Origin of the sequence: Streptomyces sp. NPDC058239 (assembly GCF_042882185.1) — a bacterium.
Taxonomy (GTDB): Bacteria; Actinomycetota; Actinomycetes; order Streptomycetales; family Streptomycetaceae; genus Streptomyces.
The window spans coordinates 186,765-208,602 of sequence record NZ_JBHVWS010000002.1; the positions used below are offsets into that span (position 1 = coordinate 186,765).

At 68.5% G+C, this 21,838-nt stretch carries 19 protein-coding genes and 2 pseudogenes; 4 read left to right on the forward strand and 17 right to left on the reverse strand.

Annotated elements, in window-relative coordinates; all coding sequences use genetic code 11:
* Nucleotides 1-11: 11 nt before the first annotated feature.
* The 3 genes from ACFVYE_RS03405 to ACFVYE_RS03415 form a co-directional block, all read right to left on the reverse strand.
* Nucleotides 12-1,655: a GMC oxidoreductase gene (locus ACFVYE_RS03405; protein ID WP_383960738.1), complete on the reverse strand. Its 1,644-nt coding sequence runs from the start codon at nt 1,653-1,655 to the stop codon at nt 12-14.
* Nucleotides 1,656-1,831: 176 nt separating this feature from the next.
* Nucleotides 1,832-4,270: a GTPase-associated protein 1-related protein gene (locus ACFVYE_RS03410; RefSeq protein ID WP_383960735.1), complete on the reverse strand. Its 2,439-nt coding sequence runs from the start codon at nt 4,268-4,270 to the stop codon at nt 1,832-1,834.
* Complete coding sequence (locus ACFVYE_RS03415) at nt 4,267-4,974, reverse strand: hypothetical protein (RefSeq protein ID WP_389603845.1); 708 nt, start codon at nt 4,972-4,974, stop codon at nt 4,267-4,269. Before ACFVYE_RS03415 ends, ACFVYE_RS03410 begins: the two co-directional genes overlap by 4 nt.
* Nucleotides 4,975-4,987: 13 nt before the next feature.
* Between ACFVYE_RS03415 and ACFVYE_RS03420 the strand changes: the two genes are divergently transcribed.
* Nucleotides 4,988-5,164 (forward strand): hypothetical protein, encoded by a 177-nt coding sequence (locus ACFVYE_RS03420; protein ID WP_389603847.1) that lies wholly within the window; start codon nt 4,988-4,990, stop codon nt 5,162-5,164.
* 87 nt (nt 5,165-5,251) lie between these two features.
* On the opposite strand, the gene ACFVYE_RS03425 is transcribed toward ACFVYE_RS03420, so the two are convergent.
* Together ACFVYE_RS03425 and ACFVYE_RS03430 are read right to left on the reverse strand one after the other, a co-directional pair.
* Entirely contained in the window at nt 5,252-5,497 is a 246-nt protein-coding gene (locus ACFVYE_RS03425; protein WP_383960728.1) for a DUF397 domain-containing protein, read from the reverse strand.
* A pseudogene (locus ACFVYE_RS03430) lies at nt 5,494-6,348 on the reverse strand (helix-turn-helix transcriptional regulator). The gene ACFVYE_RS03425 and the pseudogene ACFVYE_RS03430 overlap by 4 nt, the downstream one beginning before the upstream one ends.
* 158 nt (nt 6,349-6,506) lie before the next feature.
* Here ACFVYE_RS03430 and ACFVYE_RS03435 point away from each other — a divergent pair.
* Nucleotides 6,507-6,858, forward strand: a pseudogene (locus tag ACFVYE_RS03435) (ATP-binding protein).
* Nucleotides 6,859-6,890: 32 nt separating this feature from the next.
* Here the strand turns inward: ACFVYE_RS03435 and ACFVYE_RS03440 are convergent.
* The 3 genes from ACFVYE_RS03440 to ACFVYE_RS03450 form a co-directional block, all read right to left on the reverse strand.
* Nucleotides 6,891-7,376: a hypothetical protein gene (locus ACFVYE_RS03440; protein WP_383960725.1), complete on the reverse strand. Its 486-nt coding sequence runs from the start codon at nt 7,374-7,376 to the stop codon at nt 6,891-6,893.
* A gap of 335 nt (nt 7,377-7,711) precedes the next feature.
* A complete protein-coding gene (locus tag ACFVYE_RS03445; protein ID WP_383960722.1) occupies nt 7,712-8,698 on the reverse strand; it encodes an LLM class flavin-dependent oxidoreductase in 987 nt (328 codons plus the stop codon).
* 180 nt (nt 8,699-8,878) lie between these two features.
* On the reverse strand, nt 8,879-9,607 hold the full coding sequence (locus ACFVYE_RS03450; protein WP_383960719.1) for an SDR family NAD(P)-dependent oxidoreductase: 729 nt from the start codon (nt 9,605-9,607) through the stop codon (nt 8,879-8,881).
* A 347-nt stretch (nt 9,608-9,954) separates the two neighbouring features.
* On the opposite strand from ACFVYE_RS03450, the gene ACFVYE_RS03455 reads away from it, so the two are divergent.
* On the forward strand, nt 9,955-10,779 hold the full coding sequence (locus tag ACFVYE_RS03455; protein ID WP_389603850.1) for an LLM class F420-dependent oxidoreductase: 825 nt from the start codon (nt 9,955-9,957) through the stop codon (nt 10,777-10,779).
* 81 nt (nt 10,780-10,860) lie between these two features.
* Nucleotides 10,861-11,289: a TIGR03668 family PPOX class F420-dependent oxidoreductase gene (locus tag ACFVYE_RS03460; protein ID WP_383960713.1), complete on the forward strand. Its 429-nt coding sequence runs from the start codon at nt 10,861-10,863 to the stop codon at nt 11,287-11,289.
* 187 nt (nt 11,290-11,476) lie between these two features.
* On the opposite strand, the gene ACFVYE_RS03465 is transcribed toward ACFVYE_RS03460, so the two are convergent.
* The 9 genes from ACFVYE_RS03465 to ACFVYE_RS03505 form a co-directional block, all read right to left on the reverse strand.
* A complete protein-coding gene (locus tag ACFVYE_RS03465; protein ID WP_383960710.1) occupies nt 11,477-12,271 on the reverse strand; it encodes an SGNH/GDSL hydrolase family protein in 795 nt (264 codons plus the stop codon).
* 112 nt (nt 12,272-12,383) lie between these two features.
* Nucleotides 12,384-13,157: a sugar phosphate isomerase/epimerase family protein gene (locus ACFVYE_RS03470; RefSeq protein WP_383960708.1), complete on the reverse strand. Its 774-nt coding sequence runs from the start codon at nt 13,155-13,157 to the stop codon at nt 12,384-12,386.
* 450 nt (nt 13,158-13,607) lie between these two features.
* Nucleotides 13,608-15,035, reverse strand: coding sequence for a polysaccharide lyase 6 family protein (locus ACFVYE_RS03475; protein WP_383960705.1), 1,428 nt, complete (start codon nt 15,033-15,035; stop codon nt 13,608-13,610).
* Nucleotides 15,036-15,164: 129 nt separating this feature from the next.
* Nucleotides 15,165-16,598: a chondroitinase-B domain-containing protein gene (locus ACFVYE_RS03480; RefSeq protein ID WP_383960702.1), complete on the reverse strand. Its 1,434-nt coding sequence runs from the start codon at nt 16,596-16,598 to the stop codon at nt 15,165-15,167.
* Nucleotides 16,599-16,642: 44 nt separating this feature from the next.
* Entirely contained in the window at nt 16,643-17,998 is a 1,356-nt protein-coding gene (locus ACFVYE_RS03485; protein ID WP_383960699.1) for an alpha-L-fucosidase, read from the reverse strand.
* Nucleotides 17,982-18,260: a hypothetical protein gene (locus ACFVYE_RS03490; RefSeq protein WP_383960696.1), complete on the reverse strand. Its 279-nt coding sequence runs from the start codon at nt 18,258-18,260 to the stop codon at nt 17,982-17,984. The genes ACFVYE_RS03485 and ACFVYE_RS03490 overlap by 17 nt, the downstream gene beginning before the upstream one ends.
* A 42-nt stretch (nt 18,261-18,302) precedes the next feature.
* Nucleotides 18,303-19,169: a carbohydrate ABC transporter permease gene (locus ACFVYE_RS03495; RefSeq protein ID WP_383960693.1), complete on the reverse strand. Its 867-nt coding sequence runs from the start codon at nt 19,167-19,169 to the stop codon at nt 18,303-18,305.
* A complete protein-coding gene (locus ACFVYE_RS03500; RefSeq protein WP_389603855.1) occupies nt 19,166-20,140 on the reverse strand; it encodes a carbohydrate ABC transporter permease in 975 nt (324 codons plus the stop codon). Before ACFVYE_RS03500 ends, ACFVYE_RS03495 begins: the two co-directional genes overlap by 4 nt.
* Nucleotides 20,137-21,465 carry an extracellular solute-binding protein gene (locus ACFVYE_RS03505; RefSeq protein WP_383960688.1) on the reverse strand — a complete coding sequence of 443 codons (1,329 nt, stop codon included), beginning with the start codon at nt 21,463-21,465 and terminating at the stop codon, nt 20,137-20,139. The genes ACFVYE_RS03500 and ACFVYE_RS03505 overlap by 4 nt, the downstream gene beginning before the upstream one ends.
* Nucleotides 21,466-21,838: the final 373 nt, after the last annotated feature.

Consider the following 21,838-nt stretch of genomic DNA (forward strand, 5'->3'; position numbering starts at 1 on the left):
CGATCTCACCGTTACAGGTCGGCGGCGATGATCTCTTCGATGTTCCGTTCGGCGAGCGCGGTGATGGTGACGAACGGGTTGACACTGGTGTTGCCGGGGATCAGCGAGCCGTCGATGACGTACAGGCCGGAGTAGCCGTGGAGGCGGCCGTAGTTGTCGGTGGCCTTGTTCAGCACCGCGCCTCCGAGCGGGTGGTACGTGAGGTGATCGCCCCAGATCTTGTAGGTGCCGAAGAGGTCGGTGCGGTAGATCGTCCCCTCCACCTTGTTGATCTTGTCGAAGATCGTCTTGGCCGCGTCGATGGACGGCTGCTTCCAGGAGGTCTGCCAGCTCAGATCGACCTTGCTCGTCGCGGCGTTCCAGGAGAACTCGGCTCGGTTCGGGTTCTTGGTGATCGCCAGATAGAACGAGGCGTACGTCTCGATCCCGGTGGGCAGCGGCGCGACCTCGGCGAACGCACCACCAGTAGCCCAGTTGTCGATGCCGCCCGTGGGTATGGACGCCTGGACCTTGCCGGTCGGGTCCCACAGGTGGTTGGCGCGGCCGCACATGACGTTGCCGTTGTCGCCCCAGCCCTTGCCGATCTCGTCGTTCAGGCGGGGCAGTGCTCCGGTGGCCTTCAGCGTGACCAGCAGCTTGCTGGTGCCGACGCTGCCTGCCGCGAAGAACACCTTGTCCGCGGTCACGGACTTGGTGGCCGTGGTGTCCCCGTTGGTGTCGATCTGGTCGATGACGACGGTGTAGCCGCCACCGGCCGCCGGGGCCACCGAGGTGACTTTGTGCAGTGGAGAGATGGTGACCTTGCCGGTGGCCTTGATCCGGGCGATGTAGGTCTTCGGCAGCGACTTCTTACCGTAGTTGTTGCCGTAGAGGATCTCGCCGTCCAGCGCCGATCTGGGGACGGTACCGGCCGCCTCCTGCTTCATGTAGTCCCAGTCGTACACGGCGGGAACGAAGACGAACGGGAAGCCGGAACGCTGGGCTTGCTTACGGCCGACCCGGGCGTACTGGTAGCACTCGGCGGTCTCGAACCAGGCCGGGTCGATGGTGTTGACCCCGAGCCCGGCGTTGGCACGCGGGTAGTAGATGCCGTACATGTCGTCGGCGTTCACCGACGGGAGGATGGCGCCGAAGTTCTCGCGCTTGGGAGTGACCGCCATGCCGCCGTTGACCAACGAACCGCCTCCGACACCGCGCCCCTGATAGACCGTGATGCCGCCGAATTCCTCGGCGTCCAGGATCCCGGTGTAGCGGGAGATGTCCTTGTCGATGGGGAAGCCGAGGAAGTTGCTGAGGGGCTGTTTGGTTCTGGTGCGGAGCCAGTAGGACCGGTTGTCCGGCTGGGTCGTGTTGGCGAAGATCTTGCCGTCCGGGCCGGGTGTGTCCCAGGCCATGCCCATCTCGATCATGTGTACGTCGACGCCGGCCTGGGCGAGACGCAGGGCGGCGACGGAGCCCCCGTATCCGGTGCCGATCACCAGGGCCGGGACATGGGTCCCGGAGTCGATCGGAGCCGCAGTGGAGACAGGTTTCGCCTGAGCCGAGGCGGCGTGGCCGATGAGAGCCACGGCTCCCAGAATGGAACTGGTTCCTGCGATGAACCTTCGACGCGAGACACTCTTGGATCCAGCATCATGCATGGTGGTGTCACTCATGTGGCGTCCTTCACTCTCGACAGAGTGAAACAGGTTCTACTGTCGATTGCGCGCAAAGTCACTGCATACTCATAGGTAACTTCCGGCCGATCACGGACTCCGGGCAGCACGGTCCGGCACAACTGACGCCCGCGGGTTGCCCGAGGACTCGCGGCCTCTTGATGTCCTGAGCTCGGCTACGACCGCCGCACCCGTGCCGTCAGCCTGCTGCCGAGCCGTCTGCCGAAGCCACCCGGCCGGTTCCATGCCCGGAACGCCTCCGCCGTGCGGCTGCTGCCCGTACGCTCGGCGGCCTCCTCCACGGCCGCCACCTCGCCGGCGGACAGTGCGCGCACGACGGGCCGCAGCACCTCCTCCAGCAGCGCCGCCCGTGTCTCGCTCCAGGCGCGGCCCGCATGCGGGTGTGAGCTCCAGACGGCGAAGCAGTCGGCCACATAGGCAGGGTCGGAACGAAGCCGGGCGAGGACGGTGTCATGGCGGGCGGCCCTGCCGTAGGCCGCGATGAGGTCCGCGTCGTCGCTGTGGACGAACGCGTACAGCTCCGCCTCGGGCCGGTCCGCAGCGAGCAGCCTGCCGGCCAGTGCGCCGAACGCCTGGTCGCGCACGCCCGGCTCCACCGGGCCGGCCCCGGCGCACAGCTTCCGGGCCCGTTCCGTCCAGCCGGGCTCCGCCGCCCCCGACCGCACGTCCCGCGCGAACTCCAGGAGCAGCAGGGCGCCGCGCACCCGCGCGTCGATCTCCTGCGGGAAGCCGCGCAGCAGGTCATGGGCGAGTTCGGGGGCCTCCTCGTCGTCGGCGGGGGCGCCGAGCGCCGCCGCGACGAGCGTGGACCACGTACCGGCCGTACGGTGCGCGTCGGAGGTGGTCCCGCCCAGCAGCAGCCGGGCCTCGCCCGCCGTGGGCGTGTCCTCGCCCCACACAAGACCCACCGCGGTCCGCAGCACCAGCGGTTCAGTGAAAGGTGACATTCCACCGGCACGGACCACCGTGTGCAACACCTTCACGCGGTCGCTGCCGCCCGCCCTGGCGTCCGGCGCCGCCGCGCACATCCGCAGATGCGGCAGCGCCTGCGTCCCGGTGAACGGCAGGGCGACACCGGTCAGCAGCCGCTCCGTCCCCGCCGGATCGTGCGGGGCGATCCGGTCCAGCTCGCCCAGCAGCGCGGTGCGGACGTCGAACTGTTCGTCCAGGAGGTCGAGCAGTACCGGCCCGCAGTCGGCCGCCCCTTCGCCCAGCAGGGACCGGGCCATCCGGTGCACGACATCGGGGAGCAGGTCCGCGCAGTCCACGTCGAGCAGCCGCGCGATCCGCAGCAGCTGCACGGTGCGCGCCACACTGCGGCCGGGCACGGTGGGCACGCTGGGCGCACCGGTGGCGAGTTCGGTACGCAGGTCGTCGCCCAGGGCCGTGACGAGTGCGGCGGCGGCACGCTCCCCGGCCGGTTCGGCGAAGGCCGAGCGCGCGGGCGGTTCGAGTGTGACATTGCCACCGCGTACCGCCTCCGTCACCAGCAGAGCGGCGAGCGATGCGGTCGTGGCGGCGGGAGACCGTCCGTCCAGAGCGGTCAACAGCCGTGCCACACAGGACAGTTCGGCGCTCGTGCGGTCGATGCCGGGAGCGGTCAGCGCGTCGGTCAGCCGCCGCGTCCGCTCCTCGTCCAGCGCGTACGGCCGCTCGGCGGCCCAGTCGGCCGCCGCGGCACGCTCGGCGGGGCCGAGCGCGACGCCCGCACAGAGTGCCGTGACCGCGAGCGGTCCGGCGGCGAAGGGTTCGCCGGGCAGCTCCGCCGCCGCCCGGAACAGCTCCGGAGACCGGCTCCGCCAGATCCGGGCGCAGGTCTCGGCCCAGGTGTCGTCCACCGGTCCTTCCGGGCGTGGCCCGGTGCAGGTGTGCACCCGCAGTCCATTGTCGGAGCCGTTCGGTTGCGGTGTGTCCTCCGGCAGCACTCCGACGACCCGGTGCGGGGACTGCGCCGGACGTCGGGTGTAGGTCGTGAAGGTCAGCCGCTGCGCGTTCCTTGGCGGGAGTACGGATCCGGCCAGGGCGATCCACCGGGCCACATCGGCGCTCTGCCGCTCCACGAGAACCACTCGCGCCGAGGACGGTTCCTCGCTCGCCCGGCGCAGGTCGGCGAAGACCGCCGCCAGCCAGGGGCTCCGGGAGACCGCGAAGTCGTTCAGCGCCTCCGGCCCGAAGGCGGCGGAGGCGGGCAGCGAGGCTATTCGGCCGGGCGTGCCGCCGTCCGGTGTGGTGGAGGCCCAGTTCGGCGACCGCCATGCCGTGATCGCCGGCACGTCGCCCGGCAGCCCGGTACCGGCCGGGAGATGCACCGCGTGCGCGTGGAAACGGCCGGCGCCGGGGCCGCCGAGCGCCACCGTACGGCTCAGCAGATGGCTGCCGTCGGACAGTGCGCTGAAGCTGAACGCCTCCGGGAACGACCGGAGTTCATCGGTCGTGGGGTGGTAGGGGGCTCCGGCCGGCGGCTCGTAGCCGAGGAGTTGCTCGGCCTCGGCCAGCACCGGCGTGGGTATACCGGCGCTGACCGCTGAGAACCGTGCGCCGCCCCCGTCGTCCCCCGCAGAGGCAGAGGTGTAGTGCAACTGCGCGAGGCTCATGCGTCGGCCCTCTTCGTCCTTGCCGCGAACGTCCCCGTACCGTCAGCACGCCCGCTCCGTCGGCCGTCCGTCGAGGGCAGGCCGTCCGGGCGCAGCGACGACCCCGGCGGGGAGCGGTCCGCAATCGCGGGAGCGACGCTATCAAGGCACACCGCTCCCGCATGCACCCTGCCGGAAGGTCGCCCGGTCATCCCCTCTCGAGACGTTCGGTCCAACGGGACGGTACGCAGCGCCCGTACGCCCGGCGAGGTCGGGGTTCCGACGTTCAGCCGGCCCTTGTCGGCGGAGGATGCCGCCGAGTCCGCACCCACCGGCGTGCTGGTCATCGGCCGGGACGCGGCACAACGCTGCTTCTCCGCCTCGGACATGGGGCCGGTGCGCTGGAGGATGCGGTCCGGTACGGCCCGCGAGGGGCCGTCGATGACCGCGTGCAGCCGGTAGTCGTCCTTGCCGCTGAGGAACCAGCCCTCGACCCGTTCGCGGCTCGGCTGCATCTCGACCCAGCTCACTTCACCCGGCTGGATCTTCTCCACGATCTCCCGCCGGTCGCTGCTGAACCACTGCCGGGGCCGCTGCCGGCCCTTCTCGTAGGCGAGGGCGGACTGGGTCGCCATCGGGTGCTCCTTGATCCGCTTCTCGTCCTCCGTGCGGTCGCCGGTGGTGGGCAGCCTGGCGACCTCCGGGAGTGCGGGGTTCGAGTCCACATAGGTCTGCGAGATGCTGTCGTGGCTGCGTTCGGCGGTCCGGGAGGCCGACGACGTCAAGCAGATCGCCCTGTCCGGCAACCGCATCGGCGTCCTCAAGGGCGACGGCGACGCGCGGGTCAAGGAAGGCGGCCTGAGCGCGACGTGGGTCCTGGAGGCCGACAACGTCATCGAGCTGGCGCTGTCCTGACGTCCGACGCCTGACCACTGATACCCGCCGTGCCGCGCAACGGAGTTGATCCGCTGCGCGGCACGATGTCGCGCCGTCCGCGTCCGGTCAGCCGCTCACGGCGTACGCGACGAAGCCGGTCCAGGCGGCGGGGGAGAGGGCGAGCTGTGGGCCCTGCTCGACCTTGGAGTCCCGTACGTGGACGGTGGTGGGGCAGGTGGCTACCTCTACGCAGGAGTCGCCGGATCCGCCGCTGTAGGTGGACTTGTGCCAGGAGAGGGCGACTTCTACGCAGGAGTCGCCTGAGGGGCTGCTGTAGCTGCTCTTGAACCAGGTCAGGTCTGTGGTGCTCATGCTGCTCCTCGCATCCGCTGCAACAGGCCCGCGGAGTATTCGAGGGAGTGGGCCTGTGAACGCATCCTGGCTTACCGCATCTGGAGCGTGCTGACGACCTTTGGGTCTGACATGAAGTGGCCATGCTCCTGGCCTTCGCCGTAGCCGAACCACTTGTTCTCCGGTGTTTCCAGCAGTTGCATGGGGCCGTGCAGTCCTGCATGGCGCTCGCGTACCTGCGGCATTACCTGGATCTCGATGTTTCGCAGCTGAGACAGATCAAGCACATGGTCGATGAGCTCTGAGGTGACGGACCGCCCACCTGTGTGTCGCAGGAAGAGATGCTCTTCGAGGATGAAGCTGTAGTTGGTGTTCGGTCGATCCCGAAGCAGGCGTTGCCGCTCCATCCGTGCTGCAAGCTGGTCCTCGATCTGCTCGTCGCGCAGTGGGGGAAGCTGGTCAGCGAACGATGCGCGCGCGTACGCCTCGGTCTGCAACAGGCCTGGAACCAAGCGGCATTCGTAGGTGTATAGGCTGACTGCCTCCGCTTCCATCTGCGCCCACTGCCGGAACCAACTCGCCAATCCCGGTCGCCGCGATAGATGCTTGGCCGCGGCCCTGATGACCCCGAACGCATCCAACACATCCTCCGCCCGGTCCACGAACGCCGGCGGCGGGAACCTCCGCCCCTGCTCGATCGAGGCGACCGTCGGCACCGAGTACCGCACCTTCGGGGCGAACTGCTCCTGTGTCAGCGGCGCTCGTTTACAAAAGGCCTTGACGACCTCCCCGAACGCCTTCAGGATGTCCGAGGGTTCCGGCTCCCCGTTCGCGCCCGTCGCCCCACCCGTTTCGCCGACACCGTCCGTCATGTCCGGCCACCTCCTGTGCCCTGCGCCCGTCCTGGCTCGCAACTCGCCCATGGTCACGGACTGTTACGCATACCGTCTACCCTCCGCGCCCGTACGCTGACTCAGCGTACGAGTCGCTGAGCTGGTCCGATGGGCGTTCCGGTCGTCACGGTGGGCGCATGGAAGCACTTTCCACTTCCCAACCACCGTTCACCGTACGTGTGTTCGCTCAGCGCTTCAGCTCCACACCGCGAGGAGCAAGGCTCGCCCGGCATCTCGCACTGCACGTGCTGCACGACTGGGGCATCCCGTACCGCAGTGACGCATCGGAGACGGCGGCGCTCAACGTCGCCGAGCTGGCCGCGAACGCGGCGACGCCCTCCGGGGCTGGGGCAGCTTGTACCGTCGCCGCCCGGTTCCGGCAGCGGGCACGGGCTGATTCTGGTCGAGGCGCTGGCCGACCGGTTGGCGGTGCTGGACCGCGTACCGCCGGGAAAGACGGTCCGAGCCGAGCCGGACCTGCTGTACTGAGCGGCGCGCGCGGACCGTCCGTCGCAGCCGGATCATTCGGGCAGTGAGGACGCCTCACCGAAAGCCGCGAGCAATTGGAGCGGAAACTCGGGATCGGCCTGGCCGATGGTCAGCGCGAGCCATCGTCCGGGAGCGGTAGGCCGCCAGACCTGCATGCTGCCTGCGACGCAGCACAGGAAGCCCACCGGCTCGGGTGCCATGAAATCGGGGTCGGGACTGTCGACGCTGAGATACGGCCACAGGTCGACGGTCTCCGGTTTGCCCCAGCGGTCGGTCAGAACCGCAGTCAGCACGGCAAGATCGCCTTCGAGCGCCTGCTCGGCAGCATCGACGATCTCCTCACTGCGGTCCTCCCAGAAGTCCTGGCTCTCCCGGAGTACGGCCAGGTGATATCCGGGGCCGCTCCACCGCTCCCCAGCCCGCTGCTGCTCTTCCTGGTCGGGGAACGGCAGGGCGTTGAGGCTGTCGATGACGGACAGTTGGTCATTCGTCGAACGCGTCGGACGCTGGTTCTGCACGGTCGCAGCCTAAGACCGACCGGCACATGGGGCGGCGTCGCGGGGCTGGGCACGCGCATCTGCGGCGTTGTCGTCGGTCACCAACTCCCCCATAGCCTTGAAGGCATGGGAGGGGCCCCTTCGCGTTGACTCCTTCCTCCGCCTTGCAGCTGCACGCACCCAGCCCCGCTCCTTCACCCGCCCCCATGTGCCGGTCGGTCTAAGCCTCGTTGCACCGATAAACAGCCGGTCCAGGGCCTGGGTATGAAGAAGTCGATGCCCTCCGAGCTGGGGCGATGCGACTTCCTACGGTTGCGTACCCGCAGATCGAGGGAACATGGGCGACGCGTCGGTCCCTATACGTCGCGGGCGATGGCGATGAATCGTTCGAGTTCGCCGGGGATGTCGGGACCGGTGGGCTGGTAGGCGATTTCGGTGATGCCGTCCCGGGCGTAGGCGCTGAGCCTGTCGCGGATGCGGTCGGGGGTTCCGGTGACGGTGGTGGAGGTGATGGCCTGCCAGCTTCCTGCGTTCCAGGCAGCGGTGTCGGCCGCGTTGAGGGCGGTGAGGTGCTGGTCGTGTACGGCCAAGTGGCGTTGGGCGCGGGGATGGGCGGTGATGGCGTCGAGCCAGGCTTGTCCGCCGGGCAGGGCGGTGGGGTCGCCGCCGAATTCGTAGGCGGCGTGGTGGGCCAGAGCGTTGCCGGGCCCGGCGGCGGCGCGGACGCGCAGGGAGTCGAGTGGTTCGTCCTCGCCCAGGACGGTGCCGTGGATGACCAGGGCGGCCCAGGTGAATTCGTGGGCGTGGGCGGTCTCGCCGTTGGCGCTGAAGAGGCCGTCGGCGACCTCGCGGGTGACAGCGAGACCTTTGGGGCCGAGCGCGGAGACCAGCACCGGAATGTCGATGGGGCGCTGCGGTGCGTTCGTGCCGGGATGCATCATGCGCATGGGGGCGCCGTCCCACTCCACGGTCTCACCGCGCAGCAGACCGCGTACCGTCCGGACGTAGGTGCTGAGATAGGACCAGGTGGCCGGGGGTGCGCCGAGGGCGCGCGTGCCGTTGAAGCCGGTGCCGAAGGCGAGGGTCACTCGGCCGGGTGCGAGGGCGGCGAGGGTGGCGGCGCCGGAGGCGTTGACCATTGGATGGCGCAGTGTCGGGACGAGGACACCGGGGGCGAGGTCGATGCGATGGGTGCGTTCGGCGGCCAGTGCCAGCATCGCCCACACGTCGGGGCTTTGGGCGGGAGTGTCGTGGAGCCAGGCGCGGTGGTAGCCCAACTGCTCGGCGACGGCGATGTGTTCGGGCGAGTGCAGGGATGTGGCGAACTGACAGGAGATGTCCATCGGTCAGGCTCCTTGGGCAGGAAGGAAAATCCCACCCCCCCCCGGGCCCAGGCCTTCGGGGCTCTGAGCCGGGCGGGTGATCAATCGGCACGTGCGGCGTGCAGCGGGTGGTGAGCACCATCCGGAAGCGCGCGACGGGCCCGCGAACCGAACGGCACTGTCCGATGCGTCGTTGCGTTGTCAGATCTGCGCTCTGCCACCATCGACGAAGAGTTCGATTCCCGTGACGAAGCTGGAGTCGTCCGAGGCCAGGAAAAGCGCCGCCTTGGCAACTTCGTCGGGCTCCCCCATGCGGCCCATCGGGATGGTGGACACAATCCTCTCGATGGCCTCCTCGGGTTGCGCCGCCACGAGCGGCGTTCTGATCGGACCAGGGCTGAGGACGTTGGACCGGATACGGCGATCCTTCAGCTCTACAGTCCATCCTCGAACGAAATTCCGGATGGCAGCCTTGCTGGCGCCGTAGACCGAGAACTCGGGGGTTCCTTTGACGCTTGCAACGGAGCCCGTGAGAATGACAGAAGCACCGTCATTCAATAGCGGTAGGGCCTTCTGTACCGTGAAGAGCGTCCCTTTCACATTGATGTCGAAAATTTTGTCGAAATGGTCTTCGGTGACGTCTTCCAGCGAAGCGATCTCACCCAGACCGGCGTTGGCGAAAACGACATCGATCCGCCCCTTCGCCTTGACGGTCTCGTAGAGGCGGTCAAGGTCGGCCGGTTCGGTGACGTCGCCCTGAACGCCGCATACGTTGCTGCCGATTGCCTGCACGCCTTCATCGAGTTCTTTCTGACGGCGGCCCGTGATGAAGACATAGGCGCCCTCTCTGACGAAGAGCTTTGCTGTGGCCAGCCCGATCCCTGTGGTGCCGCCGGTGATGACCGCAATTTTTCCCTGCAGCTTACCCATGGTCACTGCTCCCGATAGTGGTGGACGTGGATGGTCGAACGGCCCGGGGTTCATCCCGGACGACGCAATCATCATTCGGAGAGATCGGGTCGATCCGATACACACACCCCATGGCGAATTAATCCGCCGAGCGGCGGTCCTGTGCCTGAGCAAAAAACTCTGGCGGCGATTTTTCTGTGAGTCGAAGCGGTCGCCGGTACCCCGGCGCATGGTTCCGGCCGCAGGCCCGGAACCATGCGCCGTGATGGTTCTCCCGGGTAGTCATGGGGGCGGGATCACCCGGGGCGGGTAGTCAGGGATCTGTGCCACCAGTTCTTTTCCCGTACTCGCCCCTTTGAGGAGCCGTCGTGAAATTCGGGGTCTCGACCTTCATCACCGACCAGGGCATCAGCCCGACCTCGCTCGGAACCGCCCTTGAGGAACGTACATTCGACTCTTTGTTCATCGCCGAGCACAGCCATATCCCGGCGAGCCGCGAGACGCCCTACCCGGGGGGTGGTGAGCTGCCGGAGATCTACTACCGCACCCTCGACCCCTTCGTGGCTCTGACCGCGATCGGTGTGGTGACCGAGCGGCTGCTGCTGGGGACCGGCATCGCGCTGATCCCGCAGCGCGACCCGATCATCACGGCGAAGGAGGTGGCCTCGCTCGACCTGGTCTCCGGTGGCCGCGTGATTCTCGGCGTCGGTGTCGGCTGGAACCGTGAGGAGATGAGGAACCATGGCACCGACCCCTCCACCCGCGGCCGGCTCACCGACGAGCGGCTGCGTGCCATGCGGGAGCTCTGGACCGCGGAGAAGGCCGAGTTCCACGGCGAGTTCGTGAACTTCGATCCGGTCTACGCCTGGCCCAAGCCCGTGCAGCGCCCCCATCCACCGATCTACGTCGGCGGCGGCGAGGGCGCGTTCCGACGGGTTGCGCAGCTCGGAGATGCGTGGCTGGCCAACAGCGTGCCGCCGCAGGAGCTCGGTCCGCAGATCGAGCGGCTGCGCGCCCTCGCCGACCGCGAGGTGCCGGTGACGGTGTACGCGGCTCCCGACGATCCCGAGCAGATCGACGGCTACATCGGTCTGGGGGTCGAGCGGCTGCTGTTCTACGTACCGACGATGCCTGAGCGGGAGACGCTGGAGTACCTGGACCGACTGGCCGAAGTCGCTGCCCGCTACCGCTGAGGCGCCGGAGACCGCTGCGCCTCGGGAGCGCGGGACCGATCCGAAATTCCGTAACCGCCGTGACTGCTGGAAGGGGGTGCGATGCCGACTCTGACGAGCGCTGAGGCGCGGGAGAGGTTCGCCGCGGTGCGCGTCGCCCATCTCGCGACGGCCGACGCGGAGGGCCGCCCGCACCTGGTTCCGGTGGTGTTCGCCCTGGACGGCGACTCGGTGATGCTGGCCGTGGACCACAAACCGAAGCGGACGACGCGGCTGAAACGTCTGGCCAACATCGCCGCCAACCCGTCGGTCTGTCTGCTCACCGACCACTACGAGGATGACTGGGACCGCCTGTGGTGGGCCCGGGCCGATGGCGAAGCCCGCGTGCTTTCGCCGCCGGACCGGTCCCCGGAGTCGGCCCGCTGTATCGGCCTGCTCACGGCGAAATACCAGCAGTACGCCGACCGGCCCCCCGACGGACCGGTGGTCGAGGTCTCGGTCCTGCGCTGGAGCGGCTGGCGCGCATCGTGACAGCACGTCGTCGGAGAGTGCGAGCACTTCGGCCCTCAAATCCAGGAGGCGCCCCGGGCCCCTGCGGTCGAGCAGCCGCGCTGTCGCGCACCTGATGCCGGAAGCGACCCGGGGCACCACTGCCGGCAGCCCTCGACATGACGGGCGGACATGCCTGCACTGCCGGCCCCGGGCTCTTCCTGGCTGTTCAGCCGCGTACGCCGTCCCGGACGGGCCTCCCCGGGTCGCCCTCCGGGCGGACCGGCCGCCTCTCGCATGGCGCTGCCGCCGCAGGTTCGAGGCGGACAGGGTCGACCGCGGCAAGCCAGGCGTCGGCGATCAGCCTGTGGCCGAGGGGGCTCGGATGGACTCCGTCCGGGGCCAGCTCCGCTGTCCCTTGCTCCTCTGCGGCGCGGAGCAGGGCGAGGTCCGCACGAACGACCCGGGCTTCGTTGGCCAGCGCGGCGCGAAGTACGGCGTCGGTACGGGGCGACAAGTCCTCGTACCAGGCTTCCTGGCCGGAGGTGACCGGGAGCAGAAAAGGGGTGATGACGACCAGTCGTGCGGACAGTTTCCGGGCGGTGTCCGCGAGGAGGCGGTCGAGGCACGCCTCGAACTCGTCGACCGGGCTGATGAGTCCCCGGTCGTAGCGCCGCCAGGTGTCATTGATGCCGATCCCGACCGTGACCACGGTGGGCCGGTGATCGATGACGTCGGTGGTCCAGCGGGATTCGAGGTCGTACACACGATTGCCGTCGAGGCCCTTGTTGATGACAGCGGGGCCGGGCCCGGCGCTCGCCCGGGCGCGCAGGGTATGCGCGATCTCCTGGACGTATCCGCTGCCGAGCGATGCGGAATGTGTACGGTCGCGGCCCGCATCGGTGATGGAATCACCGATGAACAGAAGTGTGTCCTCGTCCTTGATGTGCATGTCTACCGTCCTGGTGTCGGGTGGGGTGGAATGGGAGCGGCTCGTCAGCAGGTCGCGTACACGCATTCCCATGCCGGTGACAGTGCAGATCACCATGGGATGCGCCAGGGCGAGGTGACCTTGACGATCACCGCGTCGGTGACTGCCGCGCGATGCTCCCGCCAGACCGCCTTCGTGCGGTCAACTACGCCGGAGGCCCAGGTCGGTGAGCCACCGCGCGCCGCAGCGTCGCGGCCTCGCGCGCCAGCACGGCGGGATCGTCGCCGGGCACGAACTCCAATAGCGCCTCAAGCCCCTCGCGCCGCACCTTCAGCAGGTCGAAGACCCCGGCCCACAGGTCCTCACGGTCTGCCAGCTGCAGTCGGCGATTGCCCGGCCACCACGAGAAGACATGCACCGCGCTGACCCGGTCGCCGAGCTCGGCAAGCCCCGCCACCGCCTCCTCGTCGGGAGCGTCGAGCGGCGGCTGCCAGTAAGTGCGGAGATTGTCCGCGCCCACCTCGTCCAGCAGCCGAAGGGTCGAGGCGACGGTGTCGCTGAGGGTCTTTGAATGGAACTCCAGCGCGAGCTCCAACCCGTGGTCCTCGGCGATCCTGGCCGCCTCCCGCAGGCAGGCCACGATCCCGCCCCGCTCCTGCGGCGTGGCGGCCCGCGACCCGATTCCGCCCGCCCAGACCCGCACCCGCGGCGCCCCGAGGAGCACTGCGGCACGGGCGACCGCCGGAAATTCGGCCAGTTCGCCCGGGGTGGCGCGGAAGTACGAGCCGTACGAGCAGCAGACGAGCCCGTACCTGTCGGAAGCGTCACGGGTCGCGCGGACAGTGCCGGGATCCTCCGGAGGCGCATGCACGTCCGCTCCCCACTCGACCACCTCCAGGCCGGCGTCCGCGGCGCAGCGTGCGACGTCGGCGGCGGGCAGCTGCCGGAAGGTGACCGAGCACAGACCCAGCCTGGTCACGGTGCCACCCGACCCGGTCGGTGGGCGGCTCGGAACGCGGTACGCCGCACTACGCCTCTTCTCCTCACGGTCACGCCCTTCCTGTGGCGCCTTGCGGCGCGTCTTCTGTGGCCCTTCTCGGGGCCGTACGGTGGCGGTCGACGGGCCCCGGGGCGGGCCTCTGGTCGGGCGAGGCCCGGACGGAAGCCCTGGAGACCGTCCTGGGAGGCGAACTGCCCTCGCGGTTCTGTGGGAACGGCCACCGAGCGGTGGCCGAGTCCGATCAGGCGCTGGGCGCCGGCCCGGATCCCCATGGAAACAGTCAGAGGGCGGTGGCCAGGGCCCTTGCGGCCGGTACTCGGGCCTGCCGCGGATCCGCAGACCCAGCCGGTCCGCTCCGACCGGGACGACGGCGAAGAGGTCCGGCCGGGGCGGAAGGACTCTCACCGGCGCCCCGTCACCCGCGGCCGCTCACGATGCGTTCGGACCCACGTCCGCAGCCGTGAGGGGATGACGGAGGGCGGGCAGAACCGAGTACTCGTCGGCACCGATGTCCCGCGTGCTGCCGCGCGAGTCGCCGTCGATGTCATCGTCCACGGCCGGGCTGCCCAGCGTGGCCGCGCCGATCGCCGGGCTTCCCGCCGACAGCCTCAGGACACCGTCCGGTCCCCGGCTGAGCCGGGGGTCGGCCCGGGTGTAACCACCGGAAGGGATATTGCCGTTGGCGGCCGCACCCCACACCATGTTGCTCTGCCAGGTGAAGCCGGTGGTAGCCCCCATCTCGACCAGGCTGCCGGAGTTGCCGACCAGCAGGTTGTCGGCGACGACCACGTCCCGGGGCTCGTACTCGCGGGTCTCGCCCGAGAGCGTTCCGGCGTTGTCGAGAAGGGAGTTGTGCACGATCACCGCGCGGTCGCACGCGTCGTTCCCCCGCCTTTCATCCGCCGTCTCGCCGGAATTGTGGTCACGGGTGGTGCCACTGCCGATCACCAGGGCCCGGGACGACAGTCCGCTGAGGTAGTTGTTGACGATCAGGTGATCGTTACCGTACAGGCGCACCCCGTCGGTGCCACCGATCACGTAGTTGCCCTCCACCGTGGAGCGGTTGCCGTGGCGCAGCACGATTCCGCCACGGCTGTCGCGGATGGTGTTGTAACGGACGGTGTTGTCCGAGGACTTCACCGAGATGGCCTCGGGGTCGCCGTTGCAGCGCTCGAACAGGTTGTACTCCACGACCGCGTGGGCGCTGGACAGTGCCCGGCCGCTGACGCCGAGCCGGATCGGCTCACCGCCGTTGGACCCGGTGAAGCTGTGGTCGGAGAAGTGGTTCCTGAAGATGTGGAGGTTCTGGGCCATGTCGGTCGAGCCGGGGCCGTCGACGACGATGAAGATGCCGGCGGTGGTCTTGTCGTGGAAACGGTTCCGGTCGATCTTCGAGTCGTTCGCCCGTACGACGACCCAGTACAGGCCGTCGATGTCCGCGAGCTGGAAGTCGTTGCGGGTCAGCCGGATCGCCGAGCAGTTCTCCGGGATCTCCATCGTGGCGGTCTGCCGGAAGGCGAAGCCGCTGATGGTGATGTTGCTCGAATTGCTGAAGACGAAGCTGCGTTCGCCGCGCAGCACGGCACCGCCACGGGTTTCCGAGACGATGGTGATCTGCGCGGCGTTGGTGCCGTTCTTGCCGGAGACGTTGACAGCGCCCCCCGACGGCACGGTGTAGGTACCGTCGGCCACGACGATCCGGTCGCCGGCTGCGGCGCCGTTGATCGCGCTCTGGAGTTCGGCCAGGGAGGCGACCGGTATGTCGGCCGCCGATGCGCTCCCCGACAGCGAGGTGGTGAGGGGCACGGCGGCGAGTGCTGCCACCGCGGTGCTTCTGAGGAACGTGCGTCGTTGCATGATGCCTCCTGTAGGGACAAGAACGTACCGGGCCGATCCGTACAGCCCCCGCGGCTGGACGTGCTGGGTGACCGGCGGTGGGGACAGCCGGAGGCGAACCGGACCGGCTGTCCCTCTCGGGGCGCGTGCTCAGCGGGAGTGAGGGCCGACATCGGCCGGGGTCAACGGCCGGCGCCCGGGTGGCCTGCTCGAGTACTCGTCCGCGCCGACGTCCCGTGCCCGGCCGCGCGGGTGCCCGTCGATGTCGTGCGTGACGGGCGGCCGTCTGAGCGTGCCCGCGTCGATCGCCGGGCTGTCCGGGGCCGGCCGGGCGATGCCGTCAGGGCCTGTCACCAGCTTCGGGTCGATACGGGTGTAGCCACCGGCCGGGATGTTGCCGTCGGCGGCGGCGCCCCACAGGATGTTGCCCGACCAGGTGAACCGGACGGTGTTCGCCATCGCGACCAGCTCGCCCGAGTCCGCGACGAGCAGGTTGTCGGCGACGGTCACGTCCCGCGGCTCGTGCGGACGCTGGCTCTCCCCGGAGAGCGTGTCGTGGTTGTTCACAAGGGTGTTGTACGCGATGACGACCCGGTCGGGTGCGTCGTTGCCGCGGCGCTCGTCGGGCGTTTCGCCGGGCAGATGGTCGCGGGCCGAACCGCTGCCGATCACCAGGGCCCGCCCGGACAGGTCGGCGAGGTAGTTGTTGACGATCAGGTGGTCGTTGCCGTAGATCCGCAGACCTTCGGTGCCGGCGATGAGATGGTTGCCCTCCACCCGGTTGCGGTTGCCGTGCCGCAGGACGATCCCGCCGAGGCTCGCGCGGATGGTGTTGTACCGGATGACGTTGTCCGAGCTCTTGACGGAAATGGCCTCCGGGTCACCGTTGGCGTGCTCGAACAGGTTGTACTCCACGACCGCGTGGGCGCTGGACAGCGCCCGGGGGCTGACGCCGAGCCGGATCGGTTCACCGCCGTTGGACCCGGCGAAGCTGTGGTCGGAGAAGTAGTTCCGGTACACGTGGACACGCTGGGCCATCTCCTCCGTGCCCGCGCCCTCGACACCGAGGTAGATGCCGAGCGTGCTCTTGCCGTGGAAGTGGTTGTGGTCGACCGAGCTGTCGTCCGCACGCACCATCACCCAGTGCACGCCCTCGATGTCAGCGAGCTGGAAGTCGTTGCGGGTGAGCCTGATGTGCGAGCAGGTCTCGGGGATCTCCAAGGTGCTGCTCTGACGGAAGGAGAAGCCGCTGACGGTGATGTGGCTGGACCGGTCGAAGACGAAGCTGTGGGCGCCGTCGAAGACGACGCCGCCGCGGGACTGGGCGACGACGGTCACGGGCGCGCGCCCGGTGCCCTGCTTGTTCCGGATGATGACGGGCCTGTCCGACGGCACGGTGTATCTGCCGTCGGCGACGACGATCCGGTCACCGGGTCGTGCATGGTCGATCGCGGCCTGGAGCTCGTCCAGTGAGCCGACGGAGGCCGTGGCCGCCGTCGCGCTTGCGGTCAGGAGACCGCCGGTGGGGACGGCGACCAGCGCCGCCCCTGCCGCGGTACCCATGAGGAACGTGCGGCGTTGCATGATGCCTCCGTGAGTGTGGTGGTGGATCGGGGCCGGGATCTGCCTCAGCCGTCGGCCCGGTCGGCCGGAGTGTCCAGGTACAGCTCGATGACGGGCACGGGGGTGTCGGGGCGCTGGACGGGGACCTGGAGCGTGAGCGTTCCGGCGGGCTGCCCGCCCATCTCGGTATTGAGCGCGGGCCGGTCAGGGTCGATATGGACCTGGGTGATCTCGGACGCGTCGTTCAGCAACTGGGCGTAGCGCACCCGGCCGGCGAGTCCCGGCAGGTGCAGATGGCGCAACGGCCAGGCGAACAGGTGGACGTAGAGCCGGTCGCCGCGCTGGGTGTACCGGCACTCGGTGGGGGCGGTGTACGGGGACGGGCCGCAGCCGCGGACCGACCGCTCGTGCAGGTCCATCCACCTGCCGATTTGCCCGAGGACGGCGACGGCGCGCGGGTCGAGGTCGCCGCGACCGGTGGGGCCGACGTTGAGCAGCAGGTTGCCGCCCTTGGACACCCCGTCGACGAGCATGCGGATCAGCAGGTCGGCACTCTTGTAGTCGAGGTTGTCCCGGTCGTATCCCCAGCTTCCGTTCAGCGTCTGGCACGCCTCCCACAGGACAGGCCGCCCGTCCTTGGTCATGGGGCCGGCGGGCTGGTACTGCTCGGGGGTGACGAAGTCGCCGGGAAGGCCGGTCCTGTCATTGACGAGAACGTGCGGCTGGAGTTCGCGGATCGTCGCCAGAAGCTTCCGGGAATCCCAGTCGTCCGGGCCCTTGCCGCCCCACCAACTGCGGCCCGCGTACGAGAAGTCGAAGAACAGGTAGTCGACGCGTCCGAAGGACGTGAGCAGTTCACGGACCTGGCCGTGCAGATAGCGCTGGTAGTCGCGGATGTCGCGGTCGGCGGTCGCGGCCTTGAACTCCTCGTCGTCACGCTGCGGATGGGTGCCGTCCACGGGAAAGGACGGGTGGTGCCAGTCGATCAAGGAGTAGTAGAGGCCGACCTTGAGCCCTTCGGCGCGGCACGCCTCGACGAACGGTCCGACGAGGTCGCGGCCGTGCGGGGTGTTGGTGACCTTGTAGTCGGTGAGGGCGCTGTCCCACAGGCAGAAGCCGTCGTGGTGCTTGGTGGTCAGGACGAGGTACCGCATGCCCGCCGCTCTGGCCTCCTTGGCCCACTGGGCCGGGTCGTAGCGGTCGGGATCGAAGTGGTCGAAGTAGACCTGGTATTGCTCGTCGGTGAGCTTCTCCCGGTTCTTGACCCACTCGTGCCGTGCGGCGAGGGAGTACAGGCCCCAGTGGACGAACATGCCGAACCGGTCAGTGGTGAACCAGGTCGTCTCCGGGGTCATTGCAGGATCCGGGGGCGCGGCGGGCGCGGACGGACACGCCGATGAGATGTCAGTGTTCGGGGTCATGGGGGCATCGCTCCTTGTCGTCGGCGTCCGGTGACGCGTTCGGTGCGCTGTCGGCGTTCCGGTCGGCGCGACCGGAGGGCTGGTTGTGCGGTGTGGTTCGGGATATGGCGGGCGCGGGCGGGATTCGGACCGGCTGACGGATGTCCGCGCCGCAGCCGGCCGACGAGGCGCCACGTGCCGGGTGGGCGGTGTCGTCGCCGCGGCGTCGGCCCGCAGGCCGGGCACCGCTCGGGCGGACGAGCGCGTCGCGGTGCAGTTCCACTCCGGGACCGGGGTCCTGAAGGGCAGACAGCTTGCCGGGGGGTCAGCCCTTCAGGGCGCCGGAGGACAGACCGTGGACGAAGGAGCGCTGGAAGAACAGGAAGACGATCACGGAGGGAAGCAGGGCCAGCAGAGAGGCGGCCATCACCACTCCGGGGGTGACGGCGGGGTCGATCCGCAGGGTTCGCAGCGCCAGGGGGAGTGTGTAGGAGGAGGAGTCGGTGGAGACGAGGAGGGGCAGCAGGTACTGGTCCCAGATCATGGTGAAACCGAAGACTCCGATGACCCCGAGCGCGGGCTTGCACATCGGCAGGATGATCTGGGCGAAGATGCGCAGGTCGCCCGCACCGTCGATACGGGCGGCCTCTTCGAGTTCCCGGGGCACGTCCTTCATGAACTCGGTCATCACCAGGATGGAGAATCCCCAGGCTCCCAACGGGACGATCATTCCGGCCAGGGTGCCGATGAGGTTGAAGTGGACGATCGGCAGATCGGCGAGGATCAAGGACAGCGGGAGGGCCAGGATCTCCTCGGGCAGCATCAGCGTTGCCAGGATGGCGACAAGCACCAGCGTCATCCCGGGGAAGACCTTCCTGGCCAGCGCGTATCCGGCCAGGACGGAGACGGCCACCTGGAGCAGCAGTCCGAAGCCGACCACGAAGAACGAATTCAGCAGGTACGCGAGCACGCCCTGGTCGAAGGCGATCCTGAAGTTGTCCAGAGTGGGGCCCGAGGGGATGACACTTAGCTGTGTCGGGTCCTTGACCTGGCTGAAGGCGCTGACCAGCAGGGCCATCAGGGGCCCGGCGAAGACGATCAGGACCAGCAGGTAGGTGACGGCCTTCAGGATCCGCCCGCCCGGGCTCCTGCTCTCCGCCAGGCCCAGCGCGGTCTCGGTCGGCGCGTTCATTTGCTCTCCCTCCGTCGCAACAGGTGGACGACGACTGTCAGGATCAGCGTCGCGATGAACAGCAGGACTGCTCCCGCCGCGCCGACGCCGAGTCGGTTCTGCTCCAGCCCGAGCTTGTAGATCAGGGTCATCACGACCTCGGTGGAGCCGTCGGGCCCGCCGTTGGTGAGCAGGAACACCTCGGTGAACACGCGCAGTCCGCGGATCGCGGCGAGGATGAACAGGATCGAGAACACCGACCGCAGTCCGGGCACCGTCACATGCCACACCCGCTGCAGCCTGGAGGCACCGTCGACCTTCGCGGCCTCGTACAGACCGCGGTCCACACTCGTAAGCCCGGCGAGGAAGATCATCATGTCGTACGGGGCGCCCCGCCAGATGCCGGTGAGCATGATGGAGGCCATCGACGTGTCGGGGTCGTTGATGAATCCCGAGGGGCCGAGCCCCACCAGGCCGAGGACGGAGTTGAGCATTCCGTCCCCGGTCGGGTGATACATGATCCGCCACAGCTCGGCGACGACGGCGATCGGCACCACTACCGGCAGGAAGGCCGCGGAACGCACGAATCGCAGTCGGCGGCTCTGTCCTTCCATCAGCAGCGCGAGTACCAGGCCGAGAGCCATCGAGCCGGCTGTCTGCCCGGCGGCGAGGACGACGGTGTGCCACGCGGCCTCGCGGAAGCCGTCGGAGTGGAGCACCGTGGAGTAGTTCTCGGTGCCGACCCACTTGTTTCCGAGGTAGGGCTGGACGTCCTGGAAGGACATGGTCAGCGCGCTGGCCATGGGGATGAACTTGAAGTACAGGAAGAGGAGCAGTGCCGGGGCCAGGAACAGCCACGGCGTCCACCACCGGCCCGCCCGGCGGTTGCGCCTGCGGCGGTCGGCGCCGGCCCCGCCGGCCGGTCGGACCGATGTCCGGGTGGCGGGGCCGGCCGCCGAGGGGACGGCCGGATTCGCCTGGTCGAGAATCATGACGCGGCGATTCCCTGTTCCTCGAGCATGTCGGCGAGCTGATTGTCGAGCTCACCCAACTTGGTCTCGATGTCCAGGTCGCAGTCGGCTATCAGTGCGTTGATGGTCTCCGCGGTCGTCTGCCGTACCGGGGTCCAGTTCGGGATGGACGGTGCGTACCGCCCAGAGTTCTGGTACACCTGGGCATAGGTCGTCCAGCGGGGGTCGGGGCGGACCTTGGAGATGTCCAGCGTCTTGTTGACAGGCAGTTGCACGGTGAAGCCGGTGTCGCCCTGCATCCCGGTCTTCTGGCCCTCGGTGGAGATGGCGAAGTCGGCGAAGGCGTCCTGGCCCGCCCGGTTCTTGGAGCCCGCCATCAGGTAGAGGGAGCCACCCTCGGCAAGCACGGTGGCGTCCTTCGGACCCTTGGGCATCGGCACGACCTCGTACTTGTCCTTGCCGAGGGTCTCGTCGAAGCGAGGCATGAGGTACGGGCCGACGACGAACATGCCGGTCCGGCCCGCCTCGAACGTCTCATTCGTGGGCGGGGTGTCCATGGTCACGGCACCGGGCTGGATGACCTTGTCCTTGCAGCCGAGGCCGCGGAACCACTGCACGGCCTCGACCGATTGCTTCGTGGTCATCGCGGGCTTGTACTTGCCGTCCTTGGTCTCGGTGATGAAGTCTCCGCCCGCGGCCCAGAGGAAGTTGGAGAAGTACCAGGAGGCGTATCCGCGCTTGGTGGACAGGGGAGCGGCGAGGCCGAAGGTGTTCTTCTTGCCGTCACCGTCGGGGTCCCTGGTGGTGAAGGCTTCGGCCATCGCGGCGAAGTCGTCCCAGTTCTGCGGGACCTGGAGCTTCAGTTTCTCCCGCCAGTCCTTGCGGATGAGCAGCGCGGACGCCTGCGCCGAGTACGGCAGGCCGAACTGCTTGCCGTCCACGCTCTTGCCGGAGTCCAGCGCCTGGCCGACGGTCTGCCTACTGCTCTTGACCTTGTCCAGGTCGATCTCCCGGAGCAGGCCTTGGCTGTGCATGGCGCCGAGCTGCGTCACATCGTTCATGACGATGTCGGGGAGGTTCTTCTGAGCGGCCCGCTGCTGCAGCTTGGTCTCGAAGTCGTCGAAGATGGCCGTGACCTTGACTTTGTAGCCCGTGGCCTTCTCGAAAGCGGCAGCGACTCTGAGCGTGCCCTGCTCTCCCGGTCCGCCCGGTGTGGTCCTGGTCCATAACTCGAGCGGTGCCTTGGGGTCCTGCTTGGCGTCCACTCCCGCAGGCCCGGATGTACAGCTGGTGAGGACCAGTGCCGAAGCGAGGAAACCCGCACCGACCCACCGCGATCTCTGCATGACAACTCCCGTTTCCCGCATCACAGTTGGCCTGGAAAGCGCTTACTGGGGACGCTAACGGGGGAGTGAATCGGCGGTCAATAGTCCGATGAATACAAAAACCTTGCGGTGGCTCGCGAGATCTGCGCAGATGCGCCTCCGTGCGCCACCCCCACAGTTCGACGCCGCCGCGAGGGGTGTGGTGCCCCGAAGTAATACCTGAAAGAACGGCAGTTCAGTCGCGCGAGGCGCCGAACGCCCAACATTGTGCACGATCGTGACGGTCGCCGGGGCGGTGAACACCGGGCGGCCGAGCTTCACTTGAGGGTTTTTCAGTCATCCGATGTATCGTGTTGCAGTGTGTTGTCGGGGCGCTGAACAAGGCACGCCAATC